The following is a 15,062-nucleotide window of genomic DNA, read 5'->3' as shown; positions in this document are numbered from 1 at the left end:
ACAGCGGCTGGATCTCCCTCGCCTGGTGCGCCGGCATCACCGTCCTGGGCTTCCTCTGGTCCATGAAGCACTTCAACAAGGACCGCACCCACTGAGCCACGCACCGACCCGCAGGTGACCGACCGTTGATCCTTCGAGGCGCTACGGAAGCGCGAGATGAGGTACAGGTGATGACCCGTCAGCTAGTCGTGGGCGGTGAGCAGGCAGAACTGCTCCGGATCGGCATGGACGCCCTGAACGACACCGACCCCGAGCTCGCCGCGCTCCTGGATGCCGAGGTGAGCCAGCAGAACTCCGTGCTCGCGATGATCGCGTCGGCGAGCATCGCGGACCCGTCGGTCCTCGCGGCCGGCGGAGCGGCTCTGTCCAACGTGACCGCCGAGGGTTACCCCGGCGCCCGGTACCACCCCGGCGCCCAGCAGTTCGACGAGGTGGAGCGGCTGGCCGTCGAGCGGGCCAAGGCCCTGTTCGGCGCCCGCTACGCCAACGTGCAGCCGCACTCCTGCTCCTCGGCCAACCTCGCCGTGCTGGCCGCCCTGGTCCCCCCGGGCGGCACCATCCTCGGCCTGGACCTCGACGCCGGCGGCCACCTCACCCACGGCTCCCGGGCCTCGGTCACCGGCCGCCACTACCACGCGGTGCACTACGGCCTGGACGAAGCCGGCCGCATCGACTACGAGCAGGTCGAGGCCCTGGCCCTGGAGCACCGGCCGAAGGTCCTGATCGCCGGCGCGAGCGCCTACCCACGCACGGTGGACTTCGTCCGCTTCCGCACCATCGCCGACAAGGTCGGGGCGTACCTGCTGGCCGACATCTCGCACATCGCGGGTCTGGTGGCCGCCGGGCAGCACCCGAGCCCGGTGGACGTCGCCCACATCACCACGATGAGCACCTACAAGCAGCTCGGCGGCCCGCGCGGCGGTCTGATCCTGAGCGGCCGCGACTACCAGGCCCCCGGCCCGGACGGCCGCACCCCGCTGAACCGGCTGATCCAGCGGGCCGTGTTCCCCCAGTCCCAGGGCACCCCGAGCCCGGCCTCGATCGCGGCGAAGGCCCGCGCCTTCGCCGTGGCCTCCGGCCCGGGCTTCCGGAACACGGCACGGCTGATCGTCGAAAGCGCCTCGGCCCTCGCCGGCGAGCTGTCCTCGCTCGGCTACGGGATCCTCACCGGCGGCACCGACAACCACATCGTCCTCATCGACACCGCGCGGGTCGGCCTGACCGGTGTGATCGCCGAACGGGCCCTGGAGGAGTGCGGGATCCTCGCCAACCGCAACCGGATCCCCGGTGACACCAAGCCGCCGCTGGTCACCAGCGGACTGCGGCTGGGCACCAACATCCTCGCCCAGCGCGGCATGGGCCCCGAGCAGATGCGCGAGTGCGCGCTCCTCATGCACACGGTCCTGGAGGGCACCACCGCCCTGACGGACACCGAGTACCGGATCGACCCCGCGCTGGTCGCCAGGACCCGCGAGGAGGTGCGGTGGCTGTGCGCCCGGCACCCCCTTCCCATCGAGAGCCCCAGCAGCGTTTCCGCAGAACTGATCGGAGTCGGACCATGACCACCCTCGACCGCCGCCACGACGCCTCCCAGGAGGCCTGGCCGCCGGCGCTCGTGCCGTCGGACCGGCCGCGCCTCCCGGACACGGCGCCCCGGTGCTCGGCGGTGGTGCACACCACCTTCGACGTGCTGTCCGCGGCCTCCCAGGCCGTACGGGGCGAGGTGCTGGCAGCCGCCTTCGCCGCCCTGCTGTTCCGCTACACCGGCCAGGACCTGATCACCCTGGGCGGTCCTGACGGGGGGTTCCGTTTCCCGGTGGACGGAGCGGCGACGCTCACCGGGCTGGCCGGGGCCGGCATTCCCTCCACGGAATCCGGAATCATTGATTCCACGGTGACCGCCTTCGCCGCCCTCCCGGCCCGCACCGCCGACACGACCGACACCCCTCCGACCGGCACCGGCACGACCGACACCGACGGGCCCGCCCCGTACGAGCTCCAGCTGCTGGTCCGCGGCCCGGAGGCGGAACTCCACTACGACCCCGCCCTGTTCGACCGCGACACCGCGGCCCGCCTGCTCGACCACTACGGCACCCTGCTCACCGACGGTCTGGAGTTCCCGGAGCGCCCGGTCAGCCGCCTGCGCCTGCTCACCGACGAGGAACTGCACCGCACGCTGATCGAATGGAACCGCACCGCGACCGAGCTGCCCGAGCACACCCACGGCACCCTCCACCGGGCCTTCGAGGCCCGGGTGGCGGCCGCCCCCGACGCGGTCGCCCTCGTCCACGGCACCGAGCGGCTCACCTACCGCGAGGTCAACGCCGCCGCCAACCGGCTGGCCCACCACCTGCGCGAGCTCGGTGTCGGCCCGGACGTCCGCGTCGGCCTCTGCCTGGACCGCTCCCCCGGCCTGCTCGTGGCCGAGCTCGCCGTCCTCAAGGCCGGCGGCGCGTACGTCCCGCTCGACCCGGACTACCCGGCCGACCGCATCGCCGTCATGGTGGGCGGCACCGCCTGCGCGGTGATGATCAGCCGTGAGGACCTGACCGGCAACCTGCCCGACGCCGGAGACCAGAGCCCGCCGCTGGTGCTGCTCGACCGCGACGCCGCCGTACTGGCCGCCCGTCCCGAGCACGACCCGGAGCCCGTCGCCGGTCCCGAGCACCTCTGCTACATCATCCACACCTCCGGTTCCACCGGGGCGCCGAAGCCGATCGCGCTGCGCCACGCCGGCGTGCTCAACAACATCGCGGACCTCAACCACCGCTTCGAGGTGGGCGCCGGGGACTCCGTCCTCGCGCTGTCCTCGCCCAGCTTCGACATGTCCGTGTACGAGTTCCTGGGCCTGACCATCGCCGGCGGCACCGTGGTCGTGCCGGCCGCCGGGCGCGCCAAGGACCCCGCCCACTGGGCCGAGCTGGCCCTCGCGGAGAACATCACCGTCTGGAACTCCGCCCCGGCCCTGCTGGGCCTGCTGGCCGACCAGCTGGAGCAGACCGGCGCGGACCCGGCGCACCTGGCGCGGCTGCGGCTGGCCCTGCTCGGCGGCGACTGGGTGCCGGTTCCGCTGGCCGACCGCGTCCGGGTGTTCTCCCCCTCCCTCCGCTTCGTCGTGATGGGCGGCGCCACCGAGGCCTCGATCCACTCGACGATCTTCGAGGTCGGGAAGACCGACCCGGAGTGGACGAGCATCCCGTACGGCCGACCGATGGCCAACCAGCGCACGTACGTCCTCGACGAGGACATGCAGCCCGTGCCCCCGGGCGTCCCCGGCGAGCTGTACCTGGCCGGCACGGGCCTCGCCCGCGGCTACCTGAACCAGCCGGAGCGGACCGCCGAACGCTTCCTCGACTGGTCCCACGGCGAGCTGCTGCCGGCCGAGCGGCTGTACCGCACCGGCGACGTCGCCCGGTTCGGCCCGGACGGCATGATCGAGCTGATCGGCCGCGCCGACTTCCAGGTGAAGATCCACGGCCTGCGCGTCGAGCTCGGCGAGATCGAGAGCGTCCTGCGCTCCCACCCCGGGGTCCGGCAGAGCGTGGTCGTCGCCCGCTCCAACCGCCTGGTCGCCTACGTGGTCGCCGAGGAGGCCGCCGGCCCGGCGGGCGGACTCGACACCGCGGAGCTGATCCGCCTCGCCTCCGGCCGTCTCCCGGAGTACATGGTTCCGGCCGCCGTGGTCGTCATGGACGAGCTGCCCCTCACCCCGAACGGCAAGCTGGACCGCAAGGGCCTGCCCGAGCCGCAGTTCGCCACCGCCGCCTACCGGGCGCCGCGCACGGCGACCGAGGAGCTGCTGGCCGCCGTCTTCGCCGAGGTGCTGCGCACCGAACGGATCGGCATCGACGACGACTTCCTGGCAGCCGGCGGCGACAGCATCCGCGCCATCCAGGTCGTCACCCGGGCCCGCGCCCGCGGCCTGGAGGTCACCCCGCGCCAGATCCTGCAGTCCCGTACGGTGGCCAGGCTCGCCGAGGTCGCCACCGCGGCGGACCACGCCGTGGAGGACGTCGCCACCGCCCCGCTGGCCGCACCGGACTCGGCCGCGTTCCGGACCTGGCAGCAGCGCTACCCGGGCCTGTCGGACGCATGGCCGCTGACCGCGCTGCAGTCCGGCATCCTCTTCGAGGCCGCCCTCAGCGACACCGGCTACGACGCGTACCAGATGCAGACGGTGTTCCACCTGTCCGGGCCGGTCGACTCGGCCCGCATGCGGGCCGCCGGGCAGGCCCTGCTCGACCGGTACGCCAACCTGCGCGTGGCCTTCGTCCCCGATGCCGAGGACAACCTCGTCCAGCTCGTGGTCGACGGGGTCGAGCTGCCCTGGCAGGAGCTGGACCTCTCCGGCCTCGGCGAGGAGGGACGCGAGGCCGCCTTCGAGCGGTTCCTCGCCGAGGACTACGCCCGCCATTTCGACCGGACCGTCCCGCCGCTGGTCCGCCTGAGCCTGGTGCGCTTCGGCGAGGACCGCAGCGAGCTGGTCCTGACCACCCACCACGTGCTGGTCGACGGCTGGTCCGAGCCGATCCTGATGCAGGACCTGCTGCGCCTGTACGCCTCGGAGGGCGATGCCTCCGGTCTTCCCCGGGTCCGTGACTTCCGCGAGTTCCTGGCCTGGCTGGACCGGCAGGACCGGGCGGAGACCGCCCGGGTCTGGGCGGAGGAGCTCGCCGGGGTGGACGAGCCGACCCTGCTGGTCCCGGCGACCGTCGAGCGCGGTGCCACCTCCGGGGCCGACGAGGTGGGCCTGGACCTGTCCGAGGAGGAGTCCGGCCGGCTGGTGCGGTGCGCCTCCGAGCTGGGGATCACCGTCAACACGCTGGTCCAGGGCGCCTGGGCGGTGCTGCTGGGCGGGCTCACCGGCCGCCGCGACGTGGTGTTCGGCGCGACGGTCTCCGGCCGTCCGGCGGCGCTGCCGGGCGTGGAGTCCATGGTCGGCCTGTTCATCAACACCCTGCCGGTCCGGGTGCGTTTCGCTCCCGAGGACACCCTGGCCGAGCTGCTGGCCGGCCTGCAGGACCGCCAGTCGGGGCTGCTCGACCACCACCACGCAGCCCTGGCCGACATCCACCAGGCAGCCGGACTCGACGCCCTGTTCGACACCCTGGTGGCCTTCCAGTCGTACCCGGTGGACCACGCCGGCATCGCCGAGGCGACCGCGGCGGCGGGCATCGAGGTCACCGGCACCCGCGCGGAGGGGGCGGCGAACTACCCGCTGGCGCTGATCGTGGAGACGGACCCGCAGGTCCGGCTGACCCTGCAGTACCACCGGAACGTGTTCGGTCCGGCCGCGGTCGGCGACATCGCCGGGCGGCTGCACACCGTGCTCACGCGGATCGCCGCCGACCCGGCGGGACCCGTCGGCGCCTTGGACGTGCTGCCGGACGACGGACGGGAGCGGAGCACCGCCGGTCCCGGCACGGCCGCGGCCGGCGAGGGCCTCCCCGCACAGACCCTGCCGGCGTTGCTCGCGCTGCGGGCCTCGGCCGCCCCGGAGCCGGTCGCCGAGGTGACCGCCGGGGGGTACCGGGCGGGCCGGACCCCGCAGGAGGAGGCGCTCTGCGAGCTGTTCGCGGAGGTCCTCGGTGTCGACCGGGTCGGCATCGACGACAACGTCTTCGCGCTCGGCTGCAACTCCCTGAAGGCGACCCGGATCATCGGCCGCATGCGCCGGACCCTGGGTCTGGAGGTGTCGATCCGGCTGCTGTTCCAGCACCCCACGATCGCGGAACTCTCCGGCCACCTCCAGCCCGCCAAGGCAAAGAGCCGTCCCGGCCTGGGCAAGTCGCTCCGGCAGACGGTCAAGGACATCCGAAACGAGTCGAAGGAACAGGTGAAGGACATGAAGGCCCAGTTCAAGGAGCAGGCGAAGCAGCTCACGGCGCAGCTCACCGAGGAGGCCACGGCGGCTGCCCGCGAGCGCTACACCGGTGAGGAGTTCCAGGCCCGCCTGCAGGAGGACATCGACGCCCGCATCGAGCGCGGCATGCAGTCCGGCTCCAAGAAGCAGTGGGGCTCGTACCTGGCCAAGCAGGAGGCCAAGGCCGCCAAGGAGGCCAAGGCCGCGGAGCAGGCGGCGGCCGGCGGCAAGACCCTCTAGCCCGGAGGGCCCTCCGCCGGCCGTCCTCGGCGCGGAAGGTCCCCGTCCCCGCTCGCGTCCCCCGCGCGAGCACATGCAGGCCCCCCGGTCCGGGTGATCCCCGGGCCGGGGGGCCTTCCCGTGGGTCGCCTCTTTCGTATCGGGCCGGATCAGGCCGCGGTCAGCAGCGGGCTGCCGGTCCGGCGCAGCCAGGCGCGGTACGGAGCCGTGCGCAGGGCGGCCTCGCGGTAGGCCGCGCGCAGGTCGTCGTACACCTCGGCGTGCGCGCCGGGCCGGGTGGCCAGCAGCAGCCGCACCGCGAGCGGGTCGCCGCGCAGCGGCCGTATGGCCATGTCCTCGCGGGGCAGGGAGGTCGGCTGGCAGGGCGCGACCGCCTCGCCGGAGACGATCAGCGAGGCGGCGGTGTGGTAGTCGGTGTGCAGCACGGGCGGGTCGAGGCCGGCCCCGGCCAGGACGCGGTGCAGCCCGTCCCATTCGCCGTCCACCGAGGGGTCCACGGTCCAGCGGTCCCCGGCGAAATCGCGCAGGTCGACGACGGACCGGCGGGCGGCGGGGTGGTTCCGGGACATCGAGACGAACTGCGGTTCCCGTTCCATGAGCACGCGCACCTGCAGTCCGGCGGGGACCGCCAGCGGGCTGCCCTCCACCTCGTGCACGAAGGCCACGTCGAGCTGTCCGGCGGCCGTCATGCGCAGCAGGGCGTTCGCCGAGACGTCCACGACCAGGGTGGTCTCGGTGTCGGGCAGCCGGCGGTGCAACCGGCGCAGCCAGCCGGGCAGGGCGCGGCTGGCGGTGGAGCCGATCCGCAGCCGCCGGCCCTGGGAGCGGGCCCGCGCCTCCGCGACCAGTGCGGCCATCTCCGCGAGCAGCGGGCGGGCGCGGCCGAGGACCTCGCGGCCGAAGGGGGTGGGGCGGCAGCCGGTGCGCTCGCGCAGGAACAGCTCGCCGTCCAGGGCCCGTTCGATCCGCTGCAGCTGGGTGGTGAGCGAGGGCTGGCTGACGCCCAGCTGCCGGGCCGCTTTGTGCAGGCTGCCGGCGTCGGCGATGGCGCAGAGTGCGCGCAGGTGCCTCACCTCTAGCTCCATGCCCCGAGGGTAGGTCGGGGCCGGTCGGCCGCACCAGTCACCGACACCCCGTTGATTCACGCCAATTTCTCTTGTTCGTAAGGGGATTGGGGAGCCGAAAACCCTCGATAGGGCGGCGCTATCGGGTGCTGACATCATCCGCGCCGGGCCCGGACTCCCGCAGACTCCGGTACCGAACGACCCACCCCCCGCACCGAAGTTGAGAGTAGGAGCCCCCCACATGCCCTTCTCCCGCCATGCCCACCGCCGTTCTGACACGCCCCGCCCCCGGAAGGGTCTGCTCGCGAGCGCGATCGGCCTCGGCCTCGCCGCCGTCCTCGGTGCCGCGCCCACCGCCGGCGCGGCACCCGCCCCCGACGCCGCCTCGGCGGGCGGCCCGGCGAGCTACGCGGCGTACGAGCGCTCACAGGAGAACGCCGACGCCAACCGGGCGTTCTTCGAAGCCGTGCAGCGCGCGGTGGCCCAGGAGCGGGCCGCCAAGCCCGGCGCCCTGGCCGTGACCGTCACCTACAACACCCGCAACGCGCCGAGCTTCCGCACCCAGATAGCCCGCTCCACGCAGATCTGGAACAGCTCGGTCTCGAACGTGAAGCTCCAGGAGGTGTCCTCGGGCGGCAGCTTCTCCTACCGCGAGGGCAACGATTCGCGCGGCTCCTACGCCAGCACCGACGGGCACGGCCGCGGGTACATCTTCCTCGACTACCGGCAGAACCAGCAGTACAACTCCACCCGCGTGACCTCGCACGAGACCGGGCACGTGCTCGGCCTGCCGGACCACTACTCCGGTCCGTGCAGCGAGCTGATGTCGGGCGGCGGTCCGGGCACCTCGTGCCAGAACGCGACGCCGAACGCGACGGAGCGCGCCCGGGTCGACTACCTGTGGCGGAACGGCCTGGCGGCGGCGCAGCGCTAGGCGCGCCGGCGCCTAGTACTGCAATTGCGCACTAGCCGTCCGGCGGTACGTACTCCGGACAGTCGGGGTTCCGGCACGGGCCGGGACCCCACACCGGGACCCAGGCCCCGAGGACCTTGCGCCGCTTGACCACCGTGTCGACGGCACGCCCGCAGGCCGGGCAGAAATGCTGCTCGTGCCCGGCCTGCGGGGCAACCGTCCGGTGCGGATGCTGATCATGACCGGTCATACCTTCAACGGTAGGCCGGTTCTCCGCGTTCGGCCCCAGGAGCGCTTGCGGGTGCGGGCACCTAGGAACGCTTGCGGGCGTAGGTGGTCACGGTCTGGCCGCCACTGAAGGAGCGGACGCCGGTCAGCTCCAGCTCCCGCGGCGCGAACCCGGCCCGGCTCATCGGGATGCCCGACCCGAGGAAGACCGGGTAGGTCTTGACGACGAACTCGTCGATCTCCTCGACCAGCTGTCCGGCCAGGTCGGCCCCGCCGCAGAGGTAGATGCCGAGGCCGTCCTCCGCCTTGAGCTCCCGCACCCGGGCCACCACGTCGCCGCTGATGATCTCGTCCTCCGAGTCGGCGGAGGCCGGCAGCGAGCGGCTGACCACGTAGTGCTTCAGCGGCCTGTACGGGCTGGCGTCCCCGATCACGTAGGTGGCCCGGCCCATGATCACGGCATCGAACCGCTTGAGCTCGGGCTCGGGCAGGCCGAGGGCCTCCCGGCCGGGCGCCGCAAGGGTCTCGGGGTACTCCGCGGCCAGGAACCCGATGTACTCCGGGTCCAGGAAGGGGAAGCACCAGTCGAAGCCGCCGTCGGGGGCAGCGATGAACCCGTCGATGCTGACGCCGATGAAGTAAGTGAGCTTGCGCATACGTAATCTCCCCCGTTGGTCGTGCCGCCACCCTGGGGCACGCCAAACAAAGTACTTCAGTCGCAGTGGTTGGGCAACGGTCTTTGATCCCGCCGTCAGGAGACCGCCTGCGGCTTGCGCCACATCGGCCACATCGGCGGCCCGTCCGGCAGCCGCACCGCCGTGCCGGTGAACACCCAGCCCAGCCGCTCGTACAGCCGCATGCTCCGCTCGCTGCTCGCCTCCAGGTACGCCGGTACGCCGTCCCGGTCGCAGCGCTCCAGCACCGGGCGCATCAGCTCGGTGCCCAGGCCCTCCCCCTGCCGGTCCGGGGCCACGGCGATCATCAGCAGGTACTCGTGCTCCTCGTGGACCGGGTGCACCTCGCCGGTGAGCCGGCCCACCAGTTCGCACCGCTCGTTGTCGGGATCGGCGGCCGCCCGCATCCGGGCCGGCACCTCGTCCTCCCCTTCCGGCTCGCCGGCCGGGATCCGCAGCCACAGCGCCGCGCAGGACCCGTCCGCGGCGTAGTCGATCCGCCCCTCCTCCAGGGCCACGTCCACGAACACGCCGAGGAACCTGCCGTGCACCGCACGGCGGTGCTCCGGGTCGGGGAAGACCCAGGAGCTCACGGGGTCGTTCCGGAACGCCTCGTCCAGCAGCCGTGCCACCGCGTCCCGGTCCGACGGACCTGCCCGGCGTATGTCCAGCACCACGGGAAACACCCTTCACTCACCGTCAACAGCCTTGAGTGATCCTAGAGTTGGGCCGGACAGGCGGAAAGGCTCGTTCCGGCACCCCGGAGGTGCCGGAACGAGCCTCGGGCTCGGCGGACGGGAGCCCGGTGGGCCCGGTGCTCAGTAGGTGCGTCGGGTCACGAACTCCGCCAGGGCGAGCAGCCCGCCCGCCGCCGCGAGGTCCGGGACCGCCCGGGAGAGCTGGTGCACCGCCCGGCCCATCCGGTCCGCGGCATGGGCCTGCGCCCAGTCGCGGCCGCCGGCCCGCTCCACCGCATCGGCCGCCCGGCGTACGTCGTCCCCGGTCATGGGGCCCGCGTACAGCCCGGCCAGTTCCCGGCCCGCCTCCGTGCCCGAGGTGAGGGCGGCCACGACGGGCAGGGACTTCTTGCGGGCGATCAGGTCGGCCCCGGCGGGCTTGCCGGTGTGCTCCGGGTCGCCCCAGATGCCGATCAGGTCGTCGATCAGCTGGAAGGCCAGTCCGGCCTCCCGCCCGAAGGCGTCCATGGCCTCGACCTCGTCCGGTCCCGCCCCGGCGTACAGCGCGCCGAGGGCACAGGCGCACCCCAGCAGGGCCCCGGTCTTGGCCGTCGCCATGGTCAGGCACTCGGCCAAAGAGACCTCGGCGACCTTCTCGAAGGCGCAGTCCGCCTGCTGCCCGGCGCAGAGCTCGATCACGCAGGTGGCGAGCCGGGCCGCGGCGGCGGAGGAGGCCGGATGGGGGTCCTCCGCCAGCCGCCGGAGGGCGAGCGCCGCCATGGCGTCGCCGACGATGATCGCGTCGGGTGTCCCGAACACCGTCCAGGCCGTGGCCCTGCCGCGGCGCTGCACGTCCTCGTCGACGACGTCGTCGTGCAGCAGGGTGAAGTTGTGCGCCAGCTCCACGGCCACCGCGGCCGGGACGGCCCGGTCCAGGTCCCCGTCCAGGGCCTGGGCCGCCGCGAGGACCAGGGCGGGCCGGATGGCCTTGCCCGTGTGGCCCTCGGCCGGAGTGCCGTCGGCCCGCTCCCAGCCGAAGTGGTACAGGGCCACCCGGCGCATGGAAGCGGGCAACTCCTGCAGCGCACGCCGGAGTTCGGGGTTGACCGTCTCTCTGGTGTGCTCCAGAAGGGCCGCCGCCTCCTGGCCCTCACCGGTCGCGATGGCGTTCACGGGCTAGTACCAGCGGCCGATCTCGACGTTCTCCAGCACGCCCAGCGCGTCCGGCACCAGGACGGCGGTCGAGAAGTAGGCGGTGACCAGGTAGGAGATGATCGCCTGCTCACTGATGCCCATGAAGCGCACGGACAGGCTCGGCTCCAGCTCGTCCGGAAGGCCCGGCTGGTGCAGGCCGATCACGCCCTGGTCGTCCTCGCCGGTACGCATGCAGAGGATGGAGGTCGTACGGGCGTCGCTGATCGGGATCTTGTTGCACGGGAAGATCGGGACCCCGCGCCAGGTCGGGATGCGGCTGCCGGCCACGTCGATGGTCTCGGGCACGAGCCCGCGGCGGTTGCACTCGCGGCCGAAGGCGGCGATGGCCTTGGGGTGGGCGAGGAACATCCGGGAGTCGCGCCGCATGGACAGCAGCGCGTCGAAGTCGTCGGGGGTGGGCGCGCCGTCGTGCGGCTGGATGCGCTGGTCGTAGTCCGCGTTGTGGAGGAGGCCGAACTCCCGGTTGTTGATCATCTCGTGTTCCTGGCGCTCGCGGAGCGCCTCCACGGTCAGCCGCAACTGCTGCTCGGTCTGGTTCATCGGCTGGTTGTAGAGGTCCGCGACGCGCGTGTGCACCCGCAGGACCGTTTGCGCAATGGAGAGTTCGTACTCGCGCGGCTTGGCCTCGTAGTCCACGAAGGTGCCGGGCAGCACGGGCTCGCCGACGTGGCCCGCGGAGAGGTCGATCTCGGCCTCGCCGTGCTCGTTGGTGCGCTGCTCGGGCAGGCTGCGGACCTGGTCGAGGTGCGAGCGCAGCGATTCGACGCGGTCGGCGAGGAGCTGGAAGTCCTGCCGGGACAGCGCGAGCGCGGTGCCGGAGGTGGCCGCGCGGGCCGTGTACTCCCAGATGGCCTCGTCGTCGACGAGGCTGTCCTCGCCGAAGTAGGCGCCGTCGGCGACGGTGCGCAGCACGGCGTCGCCGCCGTAGGGACCGGGGCCGATCTGCTCGACGCGGCCGTGGGCGAGGAGGAAGACCTGGTCGGCCGGGCTGCCGAAGGAGGTGAGCTCCTGGCCGGCCTGGAAGTCGATCTGCTGGAAGCGCTGGGCGATCTCCCCGAGCACACCCTCGTCCTCGTAGGTGCGCAGCAGTGGCAGTTCGCCGAGTTCCGCGGGGATGACCTGCACCTGGTCCCCGGTCTTGATGAAGGTGACCCGGCCGTCGCCGACCGAGTAGCTGAGCCGCCGGTTCACCCGGTACGCGCCGCCCTGCACCGACACCCACGGCAGCATCTTGAGCAGCCACCGCGAGGTGATTTCCTGCATCTGCGGCGCGGACTTGGTCGTGGTTGCCAAGTTCCGCGCGGCCGAGGTGGCGAGACTGCGCTGGGGCAGCGCCTGGGCCTCGGTTTCGGAACCTGCCTGGACCGACATGTCTATCCCTTTCGACACTCCATTGGATGTGCGGGACGAAAGCCTTGCAGGGCGCAACGTGACGGGACCATTACACAAAAGGGTGGGACTACTCAGGCCCGGGTCGGGGAACTGTCTAAGGTCCCGCCCCTCCGTCCGCCAGCCGGTTTCAGCCACTCAAGCGCTGCGCGCCCTGATGCGCCATCAAGGGCGCCAAGCATCCCCGACACGCCTGGGGGCTGCCCCTGTGCGCGCTGGTGGCGGCGCCGACCAGCCCACTGCCACTGGAGGCCTTGCGGGGGTCCGGGGCCCCACCCCTAGGGCCGAATGGCCGCAGCTAAACGACCGTCGCCCCTGCCCTAGATGCGCATCTCAAATGCCAATTGGTGACTGAGGAGCCTCGATGCCTTCGGAGAGGCCAGGCACCGGCCTTGGCGCCGGCCGGAAATGCGAACCCGGGGCGGAAGGATGGAGTCCGGATTTCGCGGCGTTGTCAGTGGCGTCCGTTGGGTTGCTCGCACTGTCTTGGTTCTTGGAGAACGGAGGGTGGGCTGCATGTCGCGTTTCCGCATGTACCCCACGCCTGACCAAGAGCGGAGGATGTTGGAGCACTGCGCGCAGGCGCGGTTTGTATGGAACCTTGCGGTCGAGCAGCACTCTCATTGGCGGCGGTGGCGGAAGGCTGCGCCCTCGTTTGCGGAACAGTGCCGTCAGCTGACCGAGGCCCGCCGGGAGAACGAGTGGCTCGGTGCCGGGAATAGCGCCTTCGCCGTGATCCCTTACCCGATCGACGCAGCAGGAACCGGCGCGGTCGTCGGCGAGGACCGGGGCCTGAACCGGGCGATCCTCGCCCAGGGCTGGGGCCTGCTCCGCCGACGCACCGAACACAAAGCCCCCGGCAAGCAGCCGGGTGCGCCCGTTCGTCCGGTGTCCGGAACGACTCGCTCGCCGTACGAATGGGCTAGCCGCGGAACCTCCACCTCCGCTACATCCGGTAGGGGATGCTCACTCCCGGTACGCAAGGAAGGAGGCGGTCATGGCCGCACCCATGTCCGCGGAACGGTTCGTCACGGCACTGCGCAACGAGGGGCTGACCGTCGTCGAGGTCGGAGCCTGGCGCACGCACAACCGCAACCACAAGGGCCCGTGGGGGCCGGTCCACGGTGTGATGATCCACCACACCGTCACGCGCGGCACGGCGAGCACCGTCTCGCTGTGCCGCGAGGGCGACTCCCGCCTCCCCGGCCCGCTCTGCCACGGTGTGATCACGAAGGACGGCCGGGTCCACCTGGTCGGCTACGGCCGCGCCAACCACGCGGGCGGCGGCGACCCCGACGTCCTGCGGGCCGTCATCGCGGAGAAGGCCCTGCCCCTGGACAACCAGGCCACCACGGACGGCAACCGCCACTTCTACGGCTTCGAGTGCGAGAACCTGGGCGACGGCGAGGACCCCTGGCCCTCCCGCCAGCTCGACGCCATCGCCCGCGCGGCCGCCGCCGTCTGCCGCGTCCACGGCTGGACCTCCCGCTCGGTCATCGGCCACCTCGAATGGCAGCCGGGCAAGATCGACCCGAAGGGCTTCACGATGGCCTCCCTGCGCACCCGCGTGGCGGAACGCCTGAAATGAGCCGACCGGGCGAGGGCCGGGGCCCTCGCCCGCCACCCCGGCCGGCACACCGGACAATGGACGGGTGAACCGCTTCGTGGACCTTGACGCCGCTCTCCGGGAACGGCCGCCGTCGCCGCTGGTGGAGGTGCGGGACGAGCGGTTCGAGCGGCACGGGGTGCGGCTGGTGCTCAAGCGGGACGACCTCGTGCACCCCGAGCTGCCGGGGAACAAGTGGCGGAAGCTGGCGCCCAATCTCCGGGTGGCCGTGGAACAGGGGTACACGGAGCTGCTCACGTTCGGCGGGGCGTACTCCAACCACCTGCGGGCCACCGCCGCCGCCGGGCGGCTGCTGGGACTGGCGACCGTGGGGGTGGTGCGCGGCGAGGAGCTGGCCGGGCGGCCGCTCAACGCGTCGCTCGCACGGTGCGTGGCCGACGGGATGCGGCTGCACTTCGTCAGCCGGGCGCGGTACCGGGAGAAGGGGACCGACCCCGGGCTGGCGGCCGAGGCCGGGGCCGGCGGGGCGTACGTGATCCCCGAGGGCGGGAGCAACGCGCCGGCCCTGGAGGGGTGTGCCGGGCTCGGGCGGGAACTGGCCGGGGTGGCGGACCTGGCGGCCGTCGCCTGCGGCACCGGCGGGACGCTGGCCGGGCTCGCGGCCGGGCTCGGCCCCGGGCAGCGGGCGCTGGGCGTGCCGGTGCTCAGGGGCGGCTTCCTCGGGGAGGAGATACGTTCCCTCCAGTCGGCCGCGTACGGGCGGGTGCTGTCGAACTGGAGTCTGGCCGAAGGGTTCCACCACGGCGGTTACGGCCGCGTGCCCGACACGCTCGAAGCGTTCGCGGCCGACTTCGGGCAGCGGCACGGCATCCCCGTGGAACGGCTGTACGTGGCGAAGCTGCTCTGGGCGCTGATGGGGCTGGCCGAGGACGGCGCCTTCCCCCGCGGCACCACGCTCGCGGCCGTCGTCACCGGACGCCCCTGATGGCCGCGGTCGTCTATTTCCGGCAGGTCTCGCAGGACGCCGAACGGGTGCGCTACGCCTTCGGGGCCGAGCCGGAGGAGCTGTCGCGCCACCTGGTGGTGGAGCGGGTCACCGGCCGGTCCGCCGCCGAGGACGGGCGGACCGACCTCCTCTTCCTCAAGGCCTCGCGGAAGATCAACGCGATGCGCGCCGAGTCCGGCGCCTGGCCCGGACGCGGCATGAGCGCCAGCTGAGCCCTGCGCGGGGA

The 15,062-nt window shown here is 72.6% G+C and carries 12 protein-coding genes and 1 pseudogene; 7 read left to right on the top strand and 6 right to left on the bottom strand.

Annotated features, from left to right (window positions below; genetic code table 11):
- Positions 1-170: 170 nt before the first annotated feature.
- Together AC067U_RS31260 and AC067U_RS31255 are read left to right on the top strand one after the other, a co-directional pair.
- Positions 171-1,562 carry a serine hydroxymethyltransferase gene (locus AC067U_RS31260; RefSeq protein ID WP_478833177.1) on the top strand — a complete coding sequence of 464 codons (1,392 nt, stop codon included), beginning with the start codon at positions 171-173 and terminating at the stop codon, positions 1,560-1,562.
- Positions 1,559-6,103 carry an amino acid adenylation domain-containing protein gene (locus AC067U_RS31255; RefSeq protein WP_478833176.1) on the top strand — a complete coding sequence of 1,515 codons (4,545 nt, stop codon included), beginning with the start codon at positions 1,559-1,561 and terminating at the stop codon, positions 6,101-6,103. The genes AC067U_RS31260 and AC067U_RS31255 overlap by 4 nt, the downstream gene beginning before the upstream one ends.
- A 149-nt stretch (positions 6,104-6,252) precedes the next feature.
- On the opposite strand, the gene AC067U_RS31250 is transcribed toward AC067U_RS31255, so the two are convergent.
- The gene (locus AC067U_RS31250; protein ID WP_478833175.1) at positions 6,253-7,188 is read right to left on the bottom strand and encodes a LysR family transcriptional regulator; all 936 of its coding nucleotides are present in this window, start codon (positions 7,186-7,188) and stop codon (positions 6,253-6,255) included.
- A gap of 220 nt (positions 7,189-7,408) precedes the next feature.
- Here AC067U_RS31250 and snpA point away from each other — a divergent pair, with 220 nt between their 5' ends.
- The gene (gene snpA, locus AC067U_RS31245) at positions 7,409-8,101 is read left to right on the top strand and encodes a snapalysin (RefSeq protein ID WP_478833174.1); all 693 of its coding nucleotides are present in this window, start codon (positions 7,409-7,411) and stop codon (positions 8,099-8,101) included.
- Between the two features lie 31 nt (positions 8,102-8,132).
- Here snpA and AC067U_RS31240 read toward each other — a convergent pair whose 3' ends face one another.
- The 5 genes from AC067U_RS31240 to AC067U_RS31220 all read right to left on the bottom strand — a co-directional run bounded on the left by AC067U_RS31240 (position 8,133) and on the right by AC067U_RS31220 (position 12,245).
- Positions 8,133-8,330, bottom strand: coding sequence for a hypothetical protein (locus AC067U_RS31240; protein ID WP_478833173.1), 198 nt, complete (start codon positions 8,328-8,330; stop codon positions 8,133-8,135).
- Between the two features lie 61 nt (positions 8,331-8,391).
- On the bottom strand, positions 8,392-8,964 hold the full coding sequence (locus AC067U_RS31235; protein ID WP_478833172.1) for a dihydrofolate reductase family protein: 573 nt from the start codon (positions 8,962-8,964) through the stop codon (positions 8,392-8,394).
- Positions 8,965-9,059: 95 nt separating this feature from the next.
- Entirely contained in the window at positions 9,060-9,659 is a 600-nt protein-coding gene (locus AC067U_RS31230) for a GNAT family N-acetyltransferase (RefSeq protein ID WP_478833171.1), read from the bottom strand.
- Positions 9,660-9,800: 141 nt separating this feature from the next.
- Positions 9,801-10,832, bottom strand: coding sequence for a family 2 encapsulin nanocompartment cargo protein polyprenyl transferase (locus AC067U_RS31225; protein ID WP_478833170.1), 1,032 nt, complete (start codon positions 10,830-10,832; stop codon positions 9,801-9,803).
- A gap of 3 nt (positions 10,833-10,835) precedes the next feature.
- Complete coding sequence (locus AC067U_RS31220) at positions 10,836-12,245, bottom strand: family 2B encapsulin nanocompartment shell protein (protein WP_478833169.1); 1,410 nt, start codon at positions 12,243-12,245, stop codon at positions 10,836-10,838.
- 426 nt (positions 12,246-12,671) lie between these two features.
- Here AC067U_RS31220 and AC067U_RS31215 point away from each other — a divergent pair.
- From AC067U_RS31215 to AC067U_RS31200, 4 genes and pseudogenes are all read left to right on the top strand, one after another.
- A pseudogene (locus tag AC067U_RS31215) lies at positions 12,672-12,881 on the top strand (helix-turn-helix domain-containing protein); the annotation flags it as partial.
- Positions 12,882-13,260: 379 nt separating this feature from the next.
- The gene (locus AC067U_RS31210) at positions 13,261-13,851 is read left to right on the top strand and encodes an N-acetylmuramoyl-L-alanine amidase (RefSeq protein ID WP_478833168.1); all 591 of its coding nucleotides are present in this window, start codon (positions 13,261-13,263) and stop codon (positions 13,849-13,851) included.
- A 64-nt stretch (positions 13,852-13,915) separates the two neighbouring features.
- Complete coding sequence (locus tag AC067U_RS31205; protein ID WP_478833167.1) at positions 13,916-14,815, top strand: 1-aminocyclopropane-1-carboxylate deaminase/D-cysteine desulfhydrase; 900 nt, start codon at positions 13,916-13,918, stop codon at positions 14,813-14,815.
- Positions 14,815-15,048, top strand: a complete 234-nt coding sequence (locus AC067U_RS31200; RefSeq protein ID WP_478833166.1) for a hypothetical protein — start codon at positions 14,815-14,817, stop codon at positions 15,046-15,048. The genes AC067U_RS31205 and AC067U_RS31200 overlap by 1 nt, the downstream gene beginning before the upstream one ends.
- Positions 15,049-15,062: the final 14 nt, after the last annotated feature.

The organism is Streptomyces sp. NPDC043853, assembly GCF_056436025.1.
Note: the sequence above shows the minus strand (reverse complement) of the source record. Positions and strands in the feature narration are given on the sequence as shown.